Here is a 23,077-nt window from a genome sequence, read left to right as displayed (position 1 = left end):
TCGTGAGCAGTTAAACAACTGGAGAGCAATCGACAGTACCCAACGCAGATGGTGTACCCGAACAAGTTTTGTAGTGAATACTGGCCCGCCAGTGAAACTCCTAACTTCGGACGCCGTGTTCGAAACGATATGAGGGAAGCACATCATTCCGGTGTGCCGACTGAGTATCATTAATGGAGGTTGACCGTGAGTCTCAATCTGAATGACAAAAAAGCCGTTGTCGCTGAAGTCTCTGCAAAAGTAGCAACTGCTCAGACTATCGTCGTGGCTGAATATCGTGGCATCCAGGTCGGTCATTTGACGCAATTACGTGCTAGCGCACGTGCTCAAGGCGTTTACATGCGCGTGTTGAAAAACACACTCGCACGTCGCGCTGTAGAGGGAACTGTATTTGCGAGCCTCGCTTCTGAAATGACCGGTCCGTTGATCTATGCGATCTCGGTCGATGCTGTTGCTGCTGCTAAAGTCGTTCAAGACTTTGCAAAAAGCAATGACAAACTGGTTGTTAAAGCAGGTAACTATGCAGGTAAGTCGCTGGATAAAGCTGGCGTTATCGCATTGGCAAGCATTCCTAGTCGTGAAGTTCTGTTGGCACAAGTGTTGGGCATGATGCAGGCTCCTGTATCTGGCTTCGCTCGTGCATTGGCAGCTCTTTCCGCGAAGAAAGAATCTGAATCGCCAGCAGCACCGGCAGCAGAAGTTGCTGACGTTGCAGAAGTTGCTGAAGTAGTTGCAGCAGCTGACGTTGCCGCTGAATAAGATTTTTTCCGTCAAATACCGTATCAATGTAATTAATTAATTGGAGTTTCAAATGGCAATTAGCAAAGACGATATCCTGGAAGCCGTAGGCGCGATGTCCGTAATGGACCTGAACGACCTGGTTAAAGCTTTCGAAGAAAAATTTGGTGTTTCCGCTGCTGCAATGTCTTCCGGCCCAGCTGCTGGTCCTGCTGCTGCAGTTGAAGAGCAAACTGAATTCAACGTTATCCTGACTGAAATCGGCGCAAACAAAGTTGGCGTGATTAAAGCAGTGCGTGAATTGACAGGTCTGGGCTTGAAAGAAGCCAAAGACGTTGTTGACGGTGCACCAAAAACAGTTAAAGAAGCCGTTTCCAAAGCGGATGCTGATGCTGCGAAGAAAAAACTTGAAGAAGCCGGCGCTAAAGCTGAAATCAAGTAATACGATAGCACGGCCAATCTTCGGATTGGCCACAGTCAAAGGCAGGAATCCTCTCGCAAGAGAGGGTTCCTCTTTGGCTCTTTGCCGTTACTACGTCGTTTCGGGTTGTTGAGCTGTTTATCAAGATAAGACCGAGGGCTGAGACTTGAGGTTTTTTGTCGCAGAGTTGATTAATTTGTGACAGGAATTCTGAATTCTCCATCCTTCCTTGTCACTCACGGAGTGTCCATGCACTACTCATTTACTGAGAAGAAGCGTATTCGTAAATCTTTTGCGAAACGCGCCAACGTCCACAACGTTCCGTTCTTGTTGGCGACTCAAATCGAGTCGTATCAAAGCTTTTTGCAAGAAGAAAGAACGCCGGCCAACCGTAAAAATGAAGGCTTGCAGTCTGCTTTCACATCGATTTTCCCTATTGTTTCGCACAATGGATTTGCACGCCTGGAATTCTTATCTTACGTTTTAGGCGATCCTGCTTTTGACGTCAAGGAATGCCAATTGCGCGGTTTGACCTATGCTTCGCCATTGCGTGCGAAAGTACGTCTGGTGATTCTGGATAAAGAATCGCCAACCAAGCCGGTCGTCAAAGAAATGAAAGAACAAGAAGTCTACATGGGCGAATTGCCGCTCATGACGACGACTGGTTCGTTTGTTGTCAATGGTACCGAGCGTGTAATCGTTTCCCAGTTGCATCGTTCCCCGGGTGTGTTCTTTGAACATGACCGCGGCAAGACGCATTCTTCGGGCAAGCTCTTGTTCTCGGCCCGTATCATTCCTTACCGTGGTTCGTGGCTCGATTTTGAGTTCGACCCGAAAGATATTCTGTTCTTCCGTATCGATCGTCGTCGCAAGATGCCGGTCACGATCTTGTTGCGTGCCATAGGCATGAACAATGAGCAGATCTTGGCGAATTTCTTTGTCTTCGATAACTTTACTTTGCATAACGATGGCGCTGAAATGGAATTCGTTCCTGAGCGTTTGCGTGGTGAAGTAGCACGTTTTGATATTGCTGATAAATCTGGCAAGATCATTGTCGCTAAAGACAAACGTGTGAACGCCAAGCATGTGCGTGAAATCGAAGCCGGTGGTATCAAGCATATTTCCGTACCGGAAGATTATTTGCTCGGCCGCGTGATCGCTAAAAACATCATCGATAATGACACCGGCGAAATCATCGCCAATGCCAACGATGAACTGACCGAAGAATTGCTCGGCCGTTTGCGCGAAGCGCATGTCAGCGATATCCAAACGCTGTACACCAACGATCTCGATCAAGGTGCCTACATTTCCCAAACTCTGCGTGCCGATGATACGGCCGATCAGATGGCAGCACGTGTGGCGATCTATCGCATGATGCGTCCTGGCGAACCACCGACCGAAGATTCCGTCGAAGCTTTGTTCAACGGTTTGTTCTACAGCGAAGAGCGTTACGATTTGTCGGCTGTTGGTCGCATGAAATTCAATCGCCGCATTGGTCGCGATGAATTGACTGGTGCCATGACTTTGTCGAACGAAGACGTGTTGGCCGTGATCAAGATTTTGGTAGAACTGCGCAATGGTCGCGGCGAAGTCGATGATATCGATCACTTGGGTAATCGTCGTGTACGTTGCGTCGGTGAATTGGCTGAGAATCAATTCCGTGCCGGTTTGGTACGGGTTGAACGTGCCGTCAAAGAACGCCTCGGCCAAGCCGAAGCCGATAACTTGATGCCGCATGACTTGATCAATTCCAAGCCGATTTCTGCCGCGATCCGTGAATTCTTCGGTTCCTCGCAGTTGTCACAGTTTATGGATCAAACCAATCCTTTGTCGGAAATTACGCATAAACGTCGTATTTCTGCGCTCGGACCTGGTGGTTTGACACGTGAACGTGCCGGCTTTGAAGTACGTGACGTTCATCCAACCCACTATGGTCGTGTTTGCCCTATTGAAACACCAGAGGGACCGAACATTGGTCTGATCAACTCGCTGGCTTTGTATGCGCGTTTGAATGAATACGGCTTCCTCGAAACACCGTATCGTAAAGTTACTGACAGCAAGATCACTCAACAGATCGATTATCTGTCGGCGATTGAAGAAGGTCGTTACATCATCGCTCAGGCGAATGCGACCATCAATGAAGGCGGTACGCTGACCGATGAATTGGTTTCTTCGCGTCAAGCTGGCGAAACCATCTTGGTCTCGCCGGAACGTGTCCAGTACATGGACGTGGCCACTGGTCAGGTGGTATCGGTTGCGGCTTCCTTGATTCCATTCTTGGAACATGATGATGCGAACCGTGCCTTGATGGGTGCCAACATGCAACGTCAAGCCGTGCCTTGTCTGCGTCCTGAGAAAGCTTTCGTCGGTACCGGCATTGAACGGACTGTGGCGATCGATTCCGGTACAACGGTACAAGCATTGCGTGGCGGTAAAGTCGATTATATCGATGCCGGTCGTATCGTGATTCGCGTCAATGATGCTGAAGCGCAAGCTGGTGAAGTCGGTGTTGATATTTACAACCTGATCAAGTACACGCGTTCGAATCAGAATACCAATATCAACCAACGTCCTATCGTCAAGGTCGGCGACGTGGTTGCTAAGGGTGACGTGTTGGCAGATGGTGCTTCGACCGATATGGGCGAACTCGCACTCGGCCAAAACATGTTGGTTGCCTTCATGCCATGGAATGGTTATAACTTCGAAGATTCGATTTTGATCTCCGAAAAAGTCGTCGCTGATGATCGCTACACCTCGATTCACATCGAAGAGTTGTCGGTTGTTGCACGTGATACCAAGCTTGGCGCCGAAGAAATTACTCGCGATATTTCGAATCTTGCTGAAAATCAGCTCGCTCGTCTCGATGAATCCGGTATCGTGTACATCGGTGCAGAAGTGACTGCCGGCGATACCTTGGTCGGTAAAGTAACGCCTAAAGGCGAAACGCAACTGACACCGGAAGAAAAATTGCTGCGCGCGATTTTCGGTGAAAAAGCCTCGGACGTGAAAGATACTTCGCTGCGCGTGCCTTCCGGTATGGTTGGTACAGTCATCGACGTACAAGTCTTTACACGCGAAGGTATACAACGCGACAAGCGTGCGCAACAAATTATCGATGATGAATTGAAGCGTTATCGCCTCGATTTGAACGATCAGTTGCGTATCGTTGAAGGCGATGCCTTCGAACGTCTCGAACGTATGCTTGATGGCAAAATCGCTGATGGCGGTCCGGCTAAACTGAGCAAAGGCAGCAAGCTGAGCAAAGAATACCTGGCCAGCATCGATAAATACCATTGGTTTGATATTCGTTTGGCAGCCGATGATGCCGCTGCTGCGCTCGTCGCGATCAAAGATTCGATCGCAGAAAAGCGTCATCAGTTCGATCTGGCTTTTGAAGAGAAGCGCACCAAACTGACGCAAGGCGATGAATTGCCGCCAGGCGTACAAAAAATGGTCAAGGTTTACCTCGCAGTCAAGCGCCGTTTGCAGCCAGGTGATAAAATGGCGGGTCGTCACGGTAATAAGGGTGTGGTTTCGCGCATCGTTCCTATCGAAGACATGCCTTACATGGCTGATGGTACCCCGGCTGACATCGTGTTGAACCCTCTGGGTGTTCCTTCACGGATGAACGTTGGTCAGGTTCTCGAAGTCCATCTGGGTTGGGCGGCAAAAGGTTTGGGCTTGCGCATTGGTGAAATGCTCAAAGCAAAAGCAAAAATTGAAGAGTTGCGTGATTTCCTCAAGAAGATTTATAACGAATCGGGTAAAACTGAAGATCTCGACAATTTCTCCGATGCCGAAATCTTGGAATTGACGAACAACTTGAAACATGGTGTGCCGTTTGCGACCCCAGTGTTTGATGGTGCTCACGAAAGTGAAATCCGTCGCATGCTTGACCTCGCTTACCCTGATCACATCGCTGAGCAACTCGGTATGACACCGTCGAAAAACCAGGTCACCCTGTTTGACGGCCGTACCGGTGAAGCCTTCGAACGCAAGGTCACGCTCGGTTACATGCACGTCTTGAAACTGCATCATTTGGTTGATGACAAGATGCATGCCCGTTCGACCGGTCCTTACTCGCTGGTCACGCAACAACCGCTCGGTGGTAAAGCCCAGTTCGGTGGTCAGCGTTTCGGTGAGATGGAAGTATGGGCGCTCGAAGCTTACGGCGCATCGTATGTGTTGCAGGAAATGTTGACGGTGAAGTCGGATGACGTCAACGGCCGTACCAAAGTGTATGAAAACTTGGTCAAGGGCGACCATGTGATCGATGCCGGCATGCCGGAATCGTTCAACGTCCTGGTCAAGGAAATCCGTTCGCTCGGTATCGATATCGATCTCGAACGTAACTAAAGTAAAGGGGTGGCGTAAGCCACTCCAGCAGTACCCAGCCACCGCCCGAATTCGCTTCGGGCGTTGGTCATTAGGCCGGCAGTTTAGAAGCAGTTCTTCGTTCCCGGTATCAGCGGAACCAAGGTCATCCGACCTGGCTCTCCCGTTGATGCGAACAGGGTCAGACGAGAGCGTTTCTGTTGCAGCACCATAAAGTCAGCGTTTCACGACGCTTTACTGGAGTGAACCCATGAAAGCCCTGCTCGATTTATTCAAGCAAGTCCAACCGAACGAACAGTTTGACGCGATCAAAATCGGTCTGGCATCACCAGACAAGATCCGTTCGTGGTCCTACGGCGAAGTTAAAAAGCCGGAAACCATCAACTATCGTACTTTCAAACCTGAACGTGACGGCTTGTTCTGCGCCAAGATTTTTGGTCCTATCAAGGATTACGAATGCTTGTGCGGCAAATACAAGCGTCTCAAGCATCGCGGTGTGATCTGCGAAAAATGCGGCGTTGAAGTTACTCTGGCCAAAGTTCGTCGTGAGCGCATGGGTCATATTGAACTCGCTTCGCCAACTGCCCATATCTGGTTCCTCAAGTCGCTGCCATCGCGTCTTGGTATGGTGCTCGACATGACATTGCGCGATATTGAACGCGTACTGTACTTTGAAGCATATGTCGTCACCGATCCAGGCATGACTCCGTTGAAAAAATGCCAGATCATGTCGGAAGATGATTACGCTGCCAAATACGAAGAACATGGCGACGAATTCACTGCCTTCATGGGTGCCGAAGGTATCCGCGAATTGCTGCGTTCTATCGATATCGACCGCGATGCAGAAACTCTGCGCGTGGAATTGAAAGAATCGAAATCCGAAGCCAAGATCAAGAAATACGCCAAGCGCCTCAAAGTGCTGGAAGCCTTCCAACGTTCCGGCATCAAACCGGATTGGATGATCATGGAAGTCTTGCCGGTCTTGCCGCCGGAATTGCGTCCCTTGGTGCCACTCGATGGCGGCCGTTTCGCGACTTCCGATCTGAACGATCTGTATCGCCGCGTCATCAACCGTAACAATCGTCTCAAGCGTCTGATGGAATTGCGCGCACCGGAAATCATTACACGTAATGAAAAACGGATGCTGCAAGAAGCCGTCGATTCGCTGCTCGATAACGGTCGTCGTGGTAAGGCCATGACGGGCGCGAACAAGCGTCCGCTGAAATCGCTGGCTGAAATGATCAAAGGTAAGGGCGGCCGTTTCCGTCAAAACTTGTTGGGCAAACGCGTCGATTACTCGGGTCGTTCCGTGATCGTCGTGGGCCCGCAATTGAAATTGCATCAGTGCGGCTTGCCGAAACTGATGGCTTTGGAATTGTTTAAACCGTTTATTTTCAACAAGCTGGAATTGATGGGTCTGGCAACGACTATCAAGGCGGCGAAAAAACTGGTTGAGATTCAAGAGCCGGTAGTCTGGGATATTCTCGAGGAAGTCATCCGCGAACATCCGATTATGTTGAACCGCGCACCGACTTTGCATCGTCTTGGTATCCAAGCGTTTGAACCGGTATTGATCGAAGGTAAAGCGATTCAGCTGCATCCGCTGGTCTGCGCCGCTTTCAATGCCGACTTTGACGGCGATCAAATGGCGGTCCACGTTCCTCTGTCGATTGAAGCACAGATGGAAGCGCGCACCCTGATGCTGGCTTCGAACAATATTCTGTTCCCATCCAACGGCGAACCGTCGATTGTTCCATCGCAAGATATCGTCTTGGGTCTGTACTACGCTTCCCGTGAAAAAATCAACGGTAAGGGTGAAGGCATGATGTTCCCTGATGTGTCAGAAGCGATCCGCGCCTGGGACAACAAGGAAGTCGAACTGAGCACACGGATTACCGTGCGGATTACCGAGTTCCCGAAAGATTTGGAAACCGGCGAATTCGTTAAAACCATCAAGCGTTACGAAACCACGGTAGGCCGTGCGATTTTGTCGGAAATTCTGCCTAAGGGCTTGCCCTTCACCGTGCTTAACCGCGCCTTGAAGAAAAAAGAAATTTCGAAACTGATCGATACCTCGTTCCGTAAGTGCGGTCTGCGCGCCACGGTCGTGTTTGCCGATCAATTGATGCAAATGGGTTTCCGCCTCGCGACGCGCGCCGGTATCTCTATCTGTATCGATGACATGTTGGTACCGCCACAAAAAGTCACCTTGTTGGCTGCGGCCGAACACGAAGTCAAACAAATCGAACAGCAATATGCGTCCGGTTTGGTAACTGCCGGCGAGCGTTACAATAAAGTGGTCGATATCTGGGGCAAGACCGGTGATGAAGTCGGCAAGGCGATGATGGAACAACTCAAAGTTGAACCGGTCACCCGTCGTGACGGCAGCGTCGGCACACAAGAATCGTTCAATGCCATTTACATGATGGCCGACTCCGGCGCGCGCGGTTCCGCAGCGCAGATTCGTCAGCTCGCCGGTATGCGTGGTCTGATGGCGAAACCGGATGGTTCCATCATTGAAACGCCGATCACCGCGAACTTCCGCGAAGGTCTGAACGTGTTGCAGTACTTTATTTCCACGCATGGTGCGCGGAAAGGTCTGGCCGATACCGCGCTCAAAACCGCGAACTCCGGTTACCTGACGCGTCGCCTGGTCGATGTGACCCAAGATTTGGTGGTGATCGAGGATGACTGCGGCACTTCCAACGGTTCATCGATGAAAGCCATCGTCGAAGGCGGTGAAGTCAATGTACCTTTGCGCGAACTGATACTCGGTCGCGTTTCGGCCAATGACATCGTCAATCCGGAAACGCAAGAAACACTGTACGCAGCCGGTACTTTGCTCGATGAAAATTCGGTCGAAGAAATCGAACGCCTCGGCATCGATGAAGTCAAGGTCCGCACCCCGCTGACTTGCGATACACGCTACGGCCTGTGCGCCATGTGTTACGGTCGTGATCTCGGTCGCGGCTCGATGGTCAATGCCGGCGAAGCAGTCGGCGTGATCGCGGCGCAGTCGATCGGTGAACCAGGTACACAGCTGACTATGCGTACCTTCCATATCGGTGGTGCAGCGTCGCGTGCGGCAGTGGCCTCGTCGGTGGAAGCGAAATCCAATGGTGTCATCCGTTTCACGGCCACCATGCGTTACGTTACCAACGGCAAGGGCGACCAGATCGTTATTTCCCGTTCCGGTGAAGTGTTGATCACCGACGACCACGGTCGTGAACGTGAACGTCATAAAGTACCGTACGGTGCCATGTTGATCGTGAAAGATGGCATGGTCATCAAAGCCGGTTTTGCTTTGGCGACTTGGGATCCATTGACCCGTCCTATCATTACCGAATACACCGGTACCGTTAAATTCGAGAATGTCGAAGAAGGCGTGACGGTTGCCAAGCAGGTTGATGAAGTGACAGGCTTGTCCACTCTGGTGGCGATCGATGCGAAACGTCGCGGCAGCGCCGCAGGTAAAACCCTGCGTCCGCAAGTCAAATTGCTCAATGAGCAAGGCGAAGAAGTCAAGATTTCGGGTACCGAGCATGCGGTAACGATCGGCTTCCAAGTCGGCGCGCTGATCACCGTCAAAGATGGCCAGCAAGTGCACGTTGGTGAAGTCTTGGCGCGTATTCCTACCGAATCGCAAAAAACACGTGATATTACCGGTGGTTTGCCACGGGTTGCCGAGTTGTTTGAAGCGCGTTCGCCAAAAGACGCTGGTATGCTGGCGGAAGTGACTGGTACGGTTGCCTTCGGTAAAGAAACCAAGGGTAAGCAACGGCTGGAAATCACCGACATGGATGGCGAGAAGCATGAATTCTTGATCACCAAGGACAAGCAAGTCTTGGTTCATGATGGTCAAGTTGTTAACAAAGGTGAGATGATTGTCGACGGCCCGGCCGATCCGCAAGATATCTTGCGTTTGCTCGGTATCGAAGCTTTGGCGCGTTACATCGTTGACGAAGTGCAAGATGTATACCGTTTGCAAGGCGTGAAGATCAATGACAAGCACATTGAAGTGATCGTGCGTCAGATGTTGCGTCGCGTCGTCGTTGTCAATCCGGGTGATGCCAACTACATCGTCGGTGAACAGGTTGAGCGTTCGGAATTGCTTGATGAAAATGATCGCGTCGCTGCGGCCAACGGTATCCCTGCAACATATGAAAATATCTTGCTTGGTATTACCAAGGCTTCCTTGTCGACAGATTCCTTCATCTCTGCGGCATCGTTCCAAGAAACCACACGGGTTCTGACGGAAGCGGCGATCATGGGTAAAAAAGATGGCTTGCGCGGTTTGAAAGAAAACGTCATCGTCGGTCGTCTGATACCTGCTGGTACCGGTTTGGCCTTCCATCGTGCACGCAAGTTGAAAGAAACTTGGGAAGCCGATGAACGTTTGGCTATGCTCGAAGCTGAGAAAGCCATCTTCGCGCCTATGCCTGAAGTAGTCGCCAGCGACATCGAGGGTGATGCGTAAGCCTTGCTGAAATTTTCAGCAACGTAAGTAAGACGGCACCGTGGCAGTATTCGCGGTGCCGTTTTTTTTTGTGTTCAAACATAGTCCTCCATGTCCGAATTTCCTCCTCCTGTTCCTTCTGCCGCCTTAGGCGTGGCCGTGAATGCCGCCGCGATTGCGGCCTTGCTTCCCAGCGAGTTCCGAGCGCTGCAGATAGAAGTCGTCGCCAGTACCGGTTCGACCAACGCCGATTTGATGGCGCGCTTGCCCGAACTGGAGACTGCCGTTTTACGTTTGGCATTACAACAAACTGCCGGGCGCGGCCGCGCCGGTCGCAGTTGGCTCAGCGAGGGCGGTGAATTGTTGACCTTTTCACTGGCCTGGCGTATGCGCCAACCAGTGCATGGCTTGCTAGGCTTGCCCTTGGCAATCGGGGTCGCACTGGCCGAAGCCTTGATCGAACTCGATGTGCAGGTACAATTGAAATGGCCGAATGATGTGCTGCGCGAGCGAAAGAAGCTCGCCGGAATATTGATCGAAAGCACGCAGGCTGAAGGCGGCGGTAGTTGGGTCGTCGTTGGTATCGGCTTGAACTTGATCGTGCCGGATGAACTGGAAGCGCGCATTGGCAACGCGGTTGCCGACGCCCCGTGGTTAGCGCGGATGGATAGAAATGCACTGATGGCGCAACTGATTCGCCATCTGGCTGCTAGTTGCGAGCAATTTGATCTGCAAGGCTTTGCGCCGTTCTTGCCACGTTGGAATCGCTTGCATGCGTATGCGCAGGAAGCCGTACAGATCATCGATCATGGTCGGGTATTGCATCTAGGCATAGCGCTCGGGGTCGATTTGGCTGGCTGCTTGGTGTTGCAAACTGATAGTGGTCAAGTGACGGTCTGGGCCGGCGATGTGTCGCTGCGCCCTGTTTAAGAAAGTACTTATGTTATTAGTCATTGACGCTGGTAATACCCGTATCAAATGGGCTATCCCGAGTCCGACTGCGCAGCCTGATGTGGTGACGCTGTGGTTGGCGATGGATTCCTTGGCACACGCGGAGCTCGATAGCTTGCCGGCCGCCTTGGCGGCGTTCCCAGTTACGCGTATCTTGATTTCCAATGTGGCTGGCCGTGCGATCCAAGCGCGTCTGACCGATGTGCTCGGGCAAGCCTTTCCTGCGCTGACGCCGCACTGGTTTACCGCACAGGCGGCGTTGGCCGGGGTACGCAATTGTTATGATCATCCGACACAACTCGGCTGCGACCGCTTCGCTTCGGCACTGGCTGCGCGTGCGCTGTACCCGCGGCAGAATGTAGTGATTGCTACCTGCGGCACGGCGACCACGATCGATGCTTTGACGGCCGAAGCCGATTTTCTCGGTGGCATGATACTGCCGGGCTTGAAATTGATGGCTGAGTCGCTGGCTCACAATACGGCGCAATTGCCGCAGGTAGCCGAAAGCCTGAATGTGGCGCATTTATTTGCCAGCAATACCGCTGCGGCCATCGTCAGCGGCTGTATCCATGCCCAGGTTGGGGCCTTGAGTTTGGCGCGGCAAGCTTTGATCGCGCGTAGCGCTGGGCCAGTGATCTGTCTGATTTCCGGTGGTGCCGCAGGCTATCTGTTGCCGCATCTTGGTTTTGAATGTGAACACAGTGCTAATCTTGTATTGACCGGCCTGTTGGTCGTGGCACAATCGAGCCCGGACTGAATTGAAAGAGTTTCATCATGCTGCGATTTTTTTTCTGGGGCTTACTGGTATTGAATGCGTTTTTACTGGCATTCAACTTGGGTTATCTCGGCCATTGGTCGTGGGAGACGCATGAGCCGAGCCGCCTTAAAATGCAACACCACGTCGAGCAATTGCTGCCGTTGACGGCCGCTGCCGCGCTGGCGAGCGCGCCAGCGCCGGTGAAAAAGGCTGAGCTGATCGCTTGCCTCGAACTGGGGAATTTTTTACAGAGCGAGGCGGCAAAAGTTGAAGAGCAGTTGCAAACCTTGGCTTTGGGCGACCGCCAGTCGCGCCTCAACGTCAGTGATGTGGCTTCGCATATGGTCTATATTCCTTCGCAGGGTAGCAAAGAGGGCGCAGACAAAAAAGTGGCCGAATTGCGCCGCATCGGCGTGGCCGATTTTTTTGTGATGCAGGAAAATACCGCGCTGCGCTGGGGTATTTCGCTAGGCGTGTTCAAGTCTGAGGAAGCGGCTAAGCAGCATCTGCTTGCGCTCAGCAACAAAGGGGTGCATACCGCGCGTATTATGCCGCGCACGGCGGCGACCAGTAAGTTCGCCTACCAGCTGCGCGCACTCACGCAGGACGAGAAAGCGCGCTTCGATCTGATCACGGTGGCCTACCCAAACCAAGAAGTGCGCACTTGTCAGAATGCCGCCTACCGTAAAAACTGAGTCGTATTCTCACTGAGTGGGAATCATCGCTTGCAGATTCTCAGCTAAGTGCTAGCATGAAGTCTTTCCTGCTTAAGTTGGCGCGATGACTACTGCTCCCGTCCCTCAGAATGAACGCCAGTTACAGTTGCTGTCGTGCATAGCCCGCCACGGCCAAGCGCTGTCGGCGCGCGACTTGGCGGCGCAAACCGGGCAGCCTTTGAGCACCGTCTATCGGCAATTGCTGGCCTTAAAAAAATGGGGTTTGGTGCAGGAGCACCAGCACTCCGGTCATTACGAAGCCGGACCGCTGGCCTTGCAATTGGCCTGGAGTTACGATCAGCATTCTTGGCTTATTGCCGCGGCGCGTTCTGAAATCGATAGGCTGGTAGAGCGTTCCGGTGAGAGTGTGGGCTTACTATGTCATCTCAATGGCCAAGTAATGTGCATTGCCTTACAAGATAGTCCGCAGGCTTTACGCTGTTCGTTTGCCAAAGGGCGTGCGCATGTCACAGTGCGTGGCGCCTCGGCCAAAGCCTTGCTGGCTTACTTGCCAGCAGATTCGCAACAAGAGCTGATCACGGCCGATTTTCTCAGCCAAGTGCCGCAGAGCGCAGCGGCACTTGATGCGCTGCAGGCCCAGTTGCAGCAAATCCGTCTGCAGCGTTACGCCACCAGCGAAAGTGAAGTCGATGCCGGTATCTGGGGTGTCAGCGTACCGGTTTTTTCAGCGCATCAACAATTGCAAGCGACCCTGTCTTTGATGGCACCGCTACAGCGTAGCTTGGGCCGTCAGCCAGAATTAATCACGCTGACCTTGGCTGCGGCTGATCGCCTTAGCAGCCGCTTGCAGCAAACTTAATCTGTGTTTCTTTTCAGTGAGCCGACCGATGAACAGTTTTGAATTTCACCCAGGCAGTACCGCGTTGCTGATTTCCATGCCCCATGCCGGCACGGTGATCCCGCCCGAGATCGGCGCGCAGATGTTGCCAGTGGCTCAGCTCAAGGCTGATACCGATTGGCATTTGCCGCAGCTTTACCACATGGCGCAAGCGCTCGGAGCTTCTACCCTCAGCGCCAATTATTCACGCTATGTGATCGATCTCAACCGCGCGCCTGACGATGCCAATTTGTATCCGGGCCAAGATACCACCGGACTATGCCCAGTCGATACCTTTGACAAACAAGCCTTGTATGCGAAGGAAAACTTGCCGGATGAGCGAGAAGCAGCACAGCGCATCGCCACTTACTGGCAACCATATCACCGGCAATTACAAGCTGAGCTGGCCCGTTTGCTGGCCTTGCATGGTCGGGTAGTGTTGTGGGAAGCCCATTCGATTGCTTCGCAAGTACCACGGTTTTTCGCCGGCACCTTAGCGGATTTGAATTTCGGCACGGTCGATCAGCAATCGTGCGCAGCCGGGTTACAGCAAGCACTGGCCACTTGTCTGGAACAAGACGGCAGGTATAGCCACGTTTTCAATGGCCGCTTCAAGGGCGGTTACATCACGCGGCAATATGGCCAGCCTCAGAAGGGTATCCATGCGGTACAACTGGAGATGAGTCAGTGTGTTTATATGAATGAAACTGCGCCGTTCGCGTATCGTCCTGATTTGGCGGCACAAGTGCAGCCCTTGCTTGGTCGCTTACTGCGTGCGAGTTTGGATTGGGTGGGCGCATGAGACGCTTAGACAGTTTGTTTGCCCACGCCGCCTTGCTGCCGCAAGGCTGGACCGAACGGGTACGGCTGCAGTTTGATGCGGCCGGTGACATCGTGGCGCTGGAAACGGCAGCCACGCCACAGGATGGTGAGCGTCAGGCTGGGCTGGTGTTGCCTGGCATGACAAATTTACATTCGCATGCGTTTCAACGTGCTCTGGCCGGGATGACCGAAGTAGCCGCTACCGCGGGGGATAGTTTTTGGACTTGGCGTGACTTGATGTACCGCTATGCGCTGCAATTGACCCCGCAACAAATGCAGGCGATTGCGGCGCAAATTTACAGTGAATGCCTGCGCCATGGTTACACCTCGGTGTGTGAATTCCATTATTTGCATCGCGCGCCCGATGGCGCTTGGTATCCGGATCAGGCTGAAACGGCGCGCCGCGTGATTGCCGCGGCGGCAACGGCCGGCATCGGCATGACCATGCTGCCGGTATTGTACAGTCACGCCGATTTCGCCGATGTGCCCTTGCGTGCAGACCAGCGCCGCTTTGCCACCGAGGTCAGCGATGTGCTTGCTCTGGTGGCTGCACTGGAACCGTTGCGTAGTGCGGCGCTCGAAATCGGCGCAGCCCCCCATTCGCTACGGGCGGCGAATCTGGCACAAATCACCGAGCTGCATGCAGGCATGCCGGCGGGGCGACCGATTCATATTCATATCGCCGAGCAAACCAGGGAAGTCGATGCTTGTCTGCGTACGACTGGCAAGCGCCCGGTCGAGCTCTTGCTCGCGACGGGTTTGGTCGATCAGCATTGGTGTTTGGTACATGCCACGCACTTGAATGCGGACGAAGTCACGGCGCTGGCCGCCAGTGCTGCCGTGGCCGGTATTTGTCCGAGTACCGAGGGTAATCTCGGTGATGGTTTCTTTGATTTGCCTGCCTATCTGGCCGTCGGCGGTCGCTTTGGCATAGGCAGCGACAGCCATGTCTCGCATAGCCCGGTGGAAGAATTGCGCTGGCTCGAGTATGGTCAGCGCTTGCGCTTACAGCAAAGAAATATTGCCCGTGATGAAAAACAGCGCCGCGTCGGCGATTATTTATGGAATGCCGCGTTGCAAGGCGGGGCGCAAGCCAGCGGCCGTCGCGTTGGCCAACTACAGGTCGGCTGGCGTGCCGACTTGCTGGTGCTGGACGAGTGCCATCCGAATTTGGCTGGCTTAGCTCTGGACGATGTGCTCAATACCTGGTTGTTTTGCGGCAATGATAATCTGCTGCGCGATGTGATTGTCGGTGGCCAATTAGTGGTGGAAAACGGCCGCCACCATCAGCAAGCCGCCATCGCTGCCGATTACATTGCCTGCTTACAGAACCTGCGTGCGCTGTGAGCGCAGTCGATCGGCCGCACTGCGCAGCATCTGTTCCGTGCTCGACCAATCGACACAAGCATCAGTGACCGAGCAACCGTAGACCAATTGGCTCAAGTCGGCTGGAATCGCCTGATTGCCGGCCAGCAGATTCGATTCGATCATGACGCCGACGATGGCTTGGTTGCCGTTGACAATCTGATTGACCACATCGGCCATCACCAGCGGTTGCAACGCGGCTTTCTTGTAACTGTTGGCGTGCGAACAATCGATGACGATGTGCGGCGGTAATTTTGCCTTGATCAGTGCCTGCTGCGCCATCGCGACTGAAACGGTATCGTAATTCGGTCGGTCACCGCCGCCGCGCAAGACTACGTGGCCATGCTGATTGCCGCGGGTACGCACAATCGCGACACGACCTTGATCGTTGAGGCCGAGGAAGGAATGTGGATGCGAGGCTGATAAAATAGCATTGATGGCAATGCTGATATCGCCATCGGTACCATTCTTGAAACCGACCGGTGTCGATAAGCCTGACGACATTTCGCGGTGCGTTTGCGATTCAGTGGTGCGCGCACCGATGGCGGTCCAGGCGATCAGATCACCGAGATACTGGGGCGAGATCGGGTCGAGTGCTTCGGTACCGGTCGGCAGACCGAGTTCACAGACATCGAGCAGGAAACGGCGCGCTTTTTCCATGCCGACATCGACGCGGAAAGAATCATCCATGTCCGGGTCGTTGATGTAACCCTTCCAGCCGGTGGTGGTGCGCGGTTTTTCGAAATACACGCGCATCACCAGCAACATCACATCCTTGACTTCTTCTTGCAGTGCGACCAGGCGGCGTGCGTACTCGAGCCCAGCCAGCGGATCATGGATAGAGCAGGGGCCAACGACGACGAACAAGCGCTTATCCTGGCCTTCGAGGATGGCGCGCAGTGCTGCTCGGCTGTGCTCGACCGTGTCGGCAGCGCGCTCGCTCAGTGGCAGGCGGGCATGTAATTCGGCCGGCGTGGGCATGGTGTCGAAGGAACTGACGTTGATGTTTTCTAGAATGGCGAGTGTCATGGTGTTGTGAAAGTGAATTTGCTGCCATTATCGCGCAATTTGTCGACTTGCCGCAGGGCATAGATGGAATTGTTGTCGTCGGGTGTGGCGTGATCTGTATCGTTCGTGTTGCGGCAGACATGGCACAATAGTGTTTTGTGATTTTTTGAATGGCTCGTGTCATGCTCAGTTCTGCCCAATTGAATGATTTTCACACCCATGGTTTTCTGATACTGCGGCGGGCCGCCGATGCGGCATTCTGTCAATCTGTGATCGCGTATGCCGAGCACGAACTTGAACAAGCGCACGGGCCGCTGGAATTGGAAGTCGACACCGCCTACCCGGGCGCACCCAGCGCAGTCGATGCCGCCGGTGGCCACACGGTACGGCGCTTGTTGCAAGCCTATGCGCGTGCACCAATGCTACAGCAATGGGCCGACACCGCGCTGGCGGGGCCGCTGCAACAGTTGCTCGGACCAGGGGTGATGCTTTCGCAAGCGCATCACAATTGCATTATGACTAAGCAGCCACGCTATTCAAGCTTGACCGGCTGGCACCGCGACAGTCGCTACTGGCATTTTGCCCGCGCCGAGTTGGTGTCGACTTGGTTGGCCTTGCGCGATGAAACGCTGGAAAATGGTTGCTTGTCGGTGATCCCCGGCTCGCAGCGCTGGGAGTTGTCCGCGGAGCAAACCGATTCCGCGCAATTTTTACGCAGTGATTTTGCTGGAAATCAATCTTTGCTGGCGCAAGCGCACACCGTGCCTTTGCAGCAGGGCGATGCATTATTGTTTCACAGCAATTTGTTCCATGCCGCTGGCCGCAATCAAACTGCTGCCACCAAGTTTTCGTTGGTGTTCACTTACCGCGCACCCGACAATTTCCCCGTGGCGGGGTCGCGCTCGGCCAGTTTGCCGGAAATCCCGCTGTTTGAAAAAGCAGGTATAGTGGGCGGCCCTACAGCATAATTTTAGGAGTTACTATGTTAAAGAATTTGAAACTGGCTCTGGTAGCCTGCAGTTTGTTCGCCGGCCTGGCGCAAGCACAAACCGTTGCTTTGCAATTTGTCGATGCCAGCGGCAATCTCGGCCCAGCCGGCACGGTCACCTTGAGCGATACCCCTTACGGGCTCTTGATCACCCCAGCCTTGACCGGCTTGCCGGCCGGCGCACACGGTTTCCATGTGCACGTTAACGCCTCTTGCGCGCCTGCCGACAACAAAGGTGTGATGACGGCCGCCTTGGCAGCCGGCGGTCATTGGGATCCGGAAAAAACCGCTGTCCATCTCGGCCCTTATCAGAATGGTCATCGCGGTGATTTGCCGGCTCTGGTGGTCGCCGCCGATGGCACGGCCACTTATCCGCTGCTGGCACCGCGCCTGAAAGCGGCTGATTTGGTCGGCCATTCCCTGATGGTGCATGCCGGTGGTGATAACCACAGCGACCACCCGGCACCACTCGGTGGTGGCGGTGCGCGCATGGCTTGCGGCGTGGTGTAAACCAAGACAGGAGTGGCGCCTCAGAGTTCGAGCGCGATCAACTCCTGCACGGTCTGACGGCGGCGAATCTGTGTGATTTGCGCGCCGTCGACCAATACTTCCGGAATCAGCGGGCGCGAATTGTAATTCGACGACATGCTCGAACCATACGCGCCGGCATCATGAAATACGAATAAGTCACCAATTTCGCAGCTCGGCAGCGCCTGACTGCTGACCACGCCGCCTTCCTCTTGAGTAAATACATCACCTGATTCACACAAGGGGCCGGCCACCACGGTGGCCCGTAGCGTATTGCTGCGCGGCGTACCATCGGGCGCATGCGCGCTGATGCGATGGAAACTGCCATACATGGCGGGCCGCGCCAAATCATTAAAGCCGGCATCGACGAAACTGAAAAAATTACTGCCGACTTGTTTTTGCGCGCGTAATTCAGAAATCAACAAGCCTGATTGCGCCACCAAAAAACGTCCCGGTTCAATTTCCATGCTGATGCGATGGCCGAGATGCTCCTCGATGCGGCGACGGGCTTGCTCCCACATAGCAAAGTAATGCGCGGTATCGACTTCGGCTTCGCCACTTTGATATGGAATCGACAAACCGCCGCCGATGGAGATGGCTCGCAGGTCGCGTCCAGCGGTGTTAACTTGGGCGATCATGGCATCGCAGACACTTTGCAAGTGATCATAGTCGACACCGGAACCGATATGCATGTGCAAGCCGTGCAGTTGCAGACCGTATTGATCAATCAAGCGCAATGCCGCCGGTAATTCTTCAAACCAGATGCCGTGCTTGCTCTGCTCGCCGCCGGTATTGGTTTTGCGGCTGTGCCCGTGTCCGAAGCCGGGGTTAATCCGCAGCCAGACTTGATGGCCGGGGTGGGCTTGGCCCAATTGCTCCAGCATTTGCGGGGAACCGCAATTGACTGGAATATTGAGTTCGACCACGCGTTTGAGGGCATGGCGGTCGAGCAAATCGGCGGTAAACACGATCGGAGCATGTACCTGGTCCGAACCCGGTACATAGCCGGCCGCCAGCGCCCGTTCCACTTCACCGAGCGATACCGCGTCGACCAGCACGCCTTGTTCACGCATCAGGCGCAGCAGATGAATGTTGCTGGCGGCTTTTTGCGCAAAGCGGATCACATCGAATTGTTTGAGACGGGCGATTTGGGCGCGAATCGTGGCCGCATCGTAGGCCCAGCAAGGGGTGGCATAGTCTTGCGCAATCTGCGCGATTTGAGAATTGCTGATGTGATTGGCCATGAGTACGGTCGCTTCTGGGTTGATTAGTGTAAGCTCTACTTTAACAAGCTTGGTGCTTGAAATGAAGGTGCTTCCATAAGAGATATGCCTCCATGCAATTGAATTGAATCGAAAATAATGCGAAATGCTTATGAATTCTAAAATTGATCAGTTTGACCGTAAAATTTTGCTGCTGCTGCAGCAAGATGCACGTATCTCGCATGCACAAATCGGTCGTCAGGTTCACCTGAGCCAGCCGGCCGTTTCAGAACGGATCAAGCGACTCGAAGCAGCGCAGGTGATACGCGGCTATCGCGCCGATATCAATCCCAAGGCGCTCGGCTACCAGATGACGGCCATGATACGGCTATCGACGCAGCAAGGGCGGCCGTATGCCGACTATGTGGCAGCCTGTCCTGAGATCATCGATTGCTATACGGTGACCGGCGAAGACGGTGCCGTCATGCGTGTGCTGGCCACCGATGTCGAACATTTGCAGCGCATCATCAATGAACTCAACGCCTACGGTTCGACCTCGACCGCCATCGTATTGACCACGCATGTGGCTGGCAAGCCGATAGCCGCACCGGCGTGCTTAGAAAACGTATAATGGTGTTCGAATCTATTTTGCACTGGACAGTTTGATGTTGGCACCTTCTTCACCGCGTAAATTCCTGGCTTTCGCGCTGGTGGCCGCGCTCGCGCTGGCCGGCTTGGGCGGCTTGTTTTATCAATCGCTGGCGAGTAAAAACCACATGCCGCAGGTGGTATTTACCAACCTCAAGGGGGTAAAAATCGACAGCGCCAATTTGCGCGGCAAGGTAGTGATGGTCAACTTTTGGGCCACCTCTTGCACTACTTGTGTAGCTGAAATGCCGCGCATGGTCGAAACGTTTAATCAATACCACGCCCAAGGTTTGGAATATGTCGCCGTGGCGATGAGTTACGATAGACCCGATTACGTCGTCAATTTTGCCGAAACGCGACAGTTGCCCTTCCATGTGGCACTCGACCTCGATGGTAAGTTGGCGCGCGCCTTCGGTGAAGTCAAACTGACCCCGACCACGTATGTGATCGACAAGCAAGGCACTATACTCAAACGCTATATTGGCGAACCTTCGTTTGCTGAGTTGCATACTTTGTTGGAGCAAGCACTGGCGGCGTGACTGAGCGCATTGTCCAGCAAGAAAAAAACCTGCCCTGAGCAATTGCGGCAGGTTTTTTTTCGACTAGATCAGGTCTGTCAAGCGCGTTTTTTGACCACCACGCAGCCGATCGAATAGCCGGCACCGAACGAGCAAATCACGCCGACGGCACCGGCCGCCAAATCTTCCTGATGCTTGTGGAAGGCGATGATCGAACCAGCCGACGAGGTATTGGCGTAGGTGTCGAGAATGGTCGGTGATTCGGCCGCTGTGGCATCACGCCCGAGTATCAGGCGGGCAATCAACAAATTCATGTTCAAATTCGCTTGATGCAACCAGAAACGTTCGACCGCGGCAATCTCGATGCCAGCTGCTGCCACCGTGCTGCTGATCATGTTTGCCGCCATCGGGCAGACATCTTTGAAAACTTTGCGGCCCTGCTGGCGGAACAGTTTGTCGGCTTGGCCGATGCCGCTCTCGTCGGCACGGTTGAGGAAGCCGAAATTATTGCGGATATTATTGGAAAACTGGGTTTTTAATTTCAATCCGACGATTTCAAATTGGTGCGGTGAACTCGCGCAGTCGGCGCGTTCGAGCAGGATGGCGGTGCAGGCATCGCCAAAAATGAAATGGCTGTCGCGATCACGCCAGTTCAGATGGCCACTGGTGATTTCCGGACTCACGACCAGCACGGCGCGCGCCTGGCCGCTTTGAATCGCGCTGACCGCAGCTTGAATGCCGAAGGTAGCCGAAGAACAGGCCACATTCATATCAAAACCATAGCCATCGATCCCGAGCGCCGCTTGAATTTCCACGGCCATGGCCGGGTAAGCGCGCTGCATATTGCTGGCTGCGCAAATCACGGCATCGACATCGGCGACCGTGCGGCCGGCCCGTTCGAGTGCTTGACGCGCAGCCACCACGGCCATCTCGCACATCAGCGAGGCTTGCTCATCGGGGCGTTCGGCCAAGGTGGGCACCATGCGCGCAATGTCGAGCACGCCCGACTTGTTCATTACATAACGCGATTTGATGCCGGAAGCTTTTTCGATGAAGGCAACACTCGATTCTTCCAGCGCCGTGACGGTCGTTGCGGCAATCTCGGCGGCATGGTCGGTATTGAATTTTTGAACATAGGCGTTATAGCAGGCGATCAATTCTTCATTACTGATCGATTCCGTCGGCGTGTAGAGGCCGGTGCCGCTGATGACTACTTGGTGCATCGTTATCTTTCTTGTACCGGACAGCGCATGCGCTGTAGAGGGATGTCTGGTGAATGCGCTCAATGCGCGACTGTGTCCACCGATTCTACACAGAAACGCCACCACCGGACTGCCGTGGTTCAAGAAATAGAGTACTTATTCGGAAATTTTTAAATCGGCTCAGTAGCCGGCTTATTGATGATATTTCGCATGCTGATAAGAGCAAATAAGAACAAATAAGCAATCACATCGCGATTGCACTCATTTGGCAAGCGCGCTTGTCGCGCTTGCTATGGTGCTGCTCGCCTTAAAAAATCACTACTGAGCGTATTGATTCCCCGCTTTTCATCAAATCGAAACCTTCATTGATGCGCTCGAGCGGCAAGCGATGCGTGATCAGGTCATCGATGTTGAGCTTGCCTTCCATATACCAATCGACAATTTTCGGCACATCGGTGCGACCGCGTGCGCCACCGAATGCCGAGCCCTTCCACGAGCGACCGGTGACGAGTTGAAACGGCCGTGTGCTGATTTCTTCACCGGCGGCGGCGACCCCGATGATGAATGATTGGCCCCAACCTTTGTGGCAACATTCCAGTGCTTGCCGCATCACTTCGGTGTTGCCTATGCATTCGAAAGAATAGTCGGCACCGCCATCAGTCAGTTGCATGATGTGATCGACCACGTTGGCGTGCTCGCGTGGGTTGATGAAGTGCGTCATGCCGAAGCGCCGCGCCATCTCTTGGCGCTGCGGGTTGATGTCGACGCCGATGATTTTATCGGCGCCGACCATGCGCGCCGCTTGAATCACATTGAGGCCGATGCCGCCCAAGCCGAACACCACCACATTGGCACCGGCTTCCACCTTGGCGCTGAAGACGACCGCACCGACGCCGGTGGTGACGCCACAGCCGATGTAGCAAATTTTATCGAACGGTGCATCTTCGCGCACCTTGGCGACGGCAATTTCCGGCACCACGATGTAATTCGAGAAGGTTGAGGTGCCCATGTAATGAAACAGCGGGCTACCATCGAGCGAGAAGCGCGAGCTGGCGTCGGGCATCAGCCCACGTCCTTGGGTCGAGCGTATCGCCTGGCACAGATTGGTTTTGCGTGACAGGCAGTATTTACATTGGCGGCATTCCGGCGTGTAGAGCGGAATCACGTGGTCGCCGGCGCGTAAGCTGCTGACACCCGGTCCGGTGTCGACCACCACGCCGGCACCTTCATGGCCAAGAATGGCGGGAAATAAACCTTCAGGATCGGCACCCGAGAGCGTGTAGTAATCGGTATGGCAAATGCCGGTGGCTTTTATTTCTATCAAGACCTCGCCTTCGCGTGGCCCGGCCAGATCGACTTCTTCGATGCTCAACGGTGCTCCGGCTTTCCAGGCGACGGCGGCTTTGGTTTTCATATGCGCTTTCTTGATGTGACAGAGGTGAATGAGCTGATGCACGATTGTCTGTGATATAAGTGCTTCAAAGCACAATTGTCGAATTATTTGGCTGCATTCGCAGTAAAATTGGCCGCTTTTGTCGGCTATGGCGAAAGCGTCTATGATGCTGGAATATTGCTTTAAGGAGA

General features: G+C 53.9%; 18 protein-coding genes. 14 read left to right on the top strand and 4 right to left on the bottom strand.

Features of this window, described 5'->3' with window-relative positions:
* Nucleotides 1-186: 186 nt before the first annotated feature.
* The 10 genes from rplJ (at nucleotide 187) to QN359_RS02995 (ending at nucleotide 15,381) form a co-directional block, all read left to right on the top strand.
* Complete coding sequence (gene rplJ, locus QN359_RS03040) at nucleotides 187-759, top strand: 50S ribosomal protein L10 (RefSeq protein WP_322249964.1); 573 nt, start codon at nucleotides 187-189, stop codon at nucleotides 757-759.
* 52 nt (nucleotides 760-811) lie between these two features.
* A complete protein-coding gene (gene rplL / locus QN359_RS03035) occupies nucleotides 812-1,180 on the top strand; it encodes a 50S ribosomal protein L7/L12 (protein WP_322249963.1) in 369 nt (122 codons plus the stop codon).
* A gap of 228 nt (nucleotides 1,181-1,408) precedes the next feature.
* Nucleotides 1,409-5,515, top strand: a complete 4,107-nt coding sequence (gene rpoB / locus QN359_RS03030; RefSeq protein WP_322249962.1) for a DNA-directed RNA polymerase subunit beta — start codon at nucleotides 1,409-1,411, stop codon at nucleotides 5,513-5,515.
* A gap of 229 nt (nucleotides 5,516-5,744) precedes the next feature.
* A complete protein-coding gene (gene rpoC, locus QN359_RS03025; protein ID WP_322249961.1) occupies nucleotides 5,745-9,971 on the top strand; it encodes a DNA-directed RNA polymerase subunit beta' in 4,227 nt (1,408 codons plus the stop codon).
* A gap of 90 nt (nucleotides 9,972-10,061) precedes the next feature.
* Complete coding sequence (locus tag QN359_RS03020) at nucleotides 10,062-10,880, top strand: biotin--[acetyl-CoA-carboxylase] ligase (protein WP_322249960.1); 819 nt, start codon at nucleotides 10,062-10,064, stop codon at nucleotides 10,878-10,880.
* 10 nt (nucleotides 10,881-10,890) lie between these two features.
* A complete protein-coding gene (locus QN359_RS03015) occupies nucleotides 10,891-11,658 on the top strand; it encodes a type III pantothenate kinase (RefSeq protein WP_322249959.1) in 768 nt (255 codons plus the stop codon).
* Between the two features lie 17 nt (nucleotides 11,659-11,675).
* A complete protein-coding gene (locus QN359_RS03010) occupies nucleotides 11,676-12,353 on the top strand; it encodes an SPOR domain-containing protein (RefSeq protein ID WP_322249958.1) in 678 nt (225 codons plus the stop codon).
* Nucleotides 12,354-12,438: 85 nt separating this feature from the next.
* Nucleotides 12,439-13,194 carry an IclR family transcriptional regulator gene (locus QN359_RS03005; protein WP_322249957.1) on the top strand — a complete coding sequence of 252 codons (756 nt, stop codon included), beginning with the start codon at nucleotides 12,439-12,441 and terminating at the stop codon, nucleotides 13,192-13,194.
* A gap of 28 nt (nucleotides 13,195-13,222) precedes the next feature.
* Nucleotides 13,223-14,014 carry an N-formylglutamate deformylase gene (hutG, locus tag QN359_RS03000; RefSeq protein ID WP_322249956.1) on the top strand — a complete coding sequence of 264 codons (792 nt, stop codon included), beginning with the start codon at nucleotides 13,223-13,225 and terminating at the stop codon, nucleotides 14,012-14,014.
* The gene (locus tag QN359_RS02995) at nucleotides 14,011-15,381 is read left to right on the top strand and encodes a formimidoylglutamate deiminase (protein ID WP_322249955.1); all 1,371 of its coding nucleotides are present in this window, start codon (nucleotides 14,011-14,013) and stop codon (nucleotides 15,379-15,381) included. The genes hutG and QN359_RS02995 overlap by 4 nt, the downstream gene beginning before the upstream one ends.
* Here the strand turns inward: QN359_RS02995 and QN359_RS02990 are convergent.
* Nucleotides 15,358-16,428, bottom strand: a complete 1,071-nt coding sequence (locus QN359_RS02990) for a 3-deoxy-7-phosphoheptulonate synthase (RefSeq protein WP_322249954.1) — start codon at nucleotides 16,426-16,428, stop codon at nucleotides 15,358-15,360. The genes QN359_RS02995 and QN359_RS02990 overlap by 24 nt on opposite strands.
* A 161-nt stretch (nucleotides 16,429-16,589) precedes the next feature.
* Between QN359_RS02990 and QN359_RS02985 the strand changes: the two genes are divergently transcribed.
* Both QN359_RS02985 and sodC read left to right on the top strand, forming a co-directional pair.
* The gene (locus QN359_RS02985) at nucleotides 16,590-17,375 is read left to right on the top strand and encodes a phytanoyl-CoA dioxygenase family protein (protein ID WP_322249953.1); all 786 of its coding nucleotides are present in this window, start codon (nucleotides 16,590-16,592) and stop codon (nucleotides 17,373-17,375) included.
* Nucleotides 17,376-17,389: 14 nt separating this feature from the next.
* A complete protein-coding gene (gene sodC, locus QN359_RS02980) occupies nucleotides 17,390-17,905 on the top strand; it encodes a superoxide dismutase [Cu-Zn] SodC (RefSeq protein WP_322249952.1) in 516 nt (171 codons plus the stop codon).
* A 20-nt stretch (nucleotides 17,906-17,925) separates the two neighbouring features.
* Here the strand turns inward: sodC and lysA are convergent, their stop codons facing one another.
* Nucleotides 17,926-19,167, bottom strand: a complete 1,242-nt coding sequence (gene lysA, locus QN359_RS02975; protein ID WP_322249951.1) for a diaminopimelate decarboxylase — start codon at nucleotides 19,165-19,167, stop codon at nucleotides 17,926-17,928.
* A 130-nt stretch (nucleotides 19,168-19,297) separates the two neighbouring features.
* Here lysA and QN359_RS02970 point away from each other — a divergent pair, with 130 nt between their 5' ends.
* Together QN359_RS02970 and QN359_RS02965 are read left to right on the top strand one after the other, a co-directional pair.
* On the top strand, nucleotides 19,298-19,756 hold the full coding sequence (locus tag QN359_RS02970; RefSeq protein WP_322249950.1) for an Lrp/AsnC family transcriptional regulator: 459 nt from the start codon (nucleotides 19,298-19,300) through the stop codon (nucleotides 19,754-19,756).
* A gap of 34 nt (nucleotides 19,757-19,790) precedes the next feature.
* Nucleotides 19,791-20,312, top strand: a complete 522-nt coding sequence (locus tag QN359_RS02965) for a TlpA disulfide reductase family protein (RefSeq protein WP_322249949.1) — start codon at nucleotides 19,791-19,793, stop codon at nucleotides 20,310-20,312.
* Nucleotides 20,313-20,389: 77 nt separating this feature from the next.
* On the opposite strand, the gene QN359_RS02960 is transcribed toward QN359_RS02965, so the two are convergent.
* Together QN359_RS02960 and QN359_RS02955 are read right to left on the bottom strand one after the other, a co-directional pair.
* Nucleotides 20,390-21,514 (bottom strand): beta-ketoacyl-ACP synthase III, encoded by a 1,125-nt coding sequence (locus QN359_RS02960; RefSeq protein ID WP_322249947.1) that lies wholly within the window; start codon nucleotides 21,512-21,514, stop codon nucleotides 20,390-20,392.
* 286 nt (nucleotides 21,515-21,800) lie between these two features.
* On the bottom strand, nucleotides 21,801-22,907 hold the full coding sequence (locus QN359_RS02955; RefSeq protein WP_322249946.1) for an S-(hydroxymethyl)glutathione dehydrogenase/class III alcohol dehydrogenase: 1,107 nt from the start codon (nucleotides 22,905-22,907) through the stop codon (nucleotides 21,801-21,803).
* Between the last annotated feature and the right edge of the window lie 170 nt (nucleotides 22,908-23,077).

Source organism: Undibacterium sp. 5I2 (assembly GCF_035019605.1).
GTDB lineage: Bacteria > Pseudomonadota > Gammaproteobacteria > Burkholderiales > Burkholderiaceae_D > Undibacterium.
The sequence above is the reverse complement of the archived record's forward strand: the minus strand, read 5'-3'. Positions and strand labels throughout refer to the sequence as shown.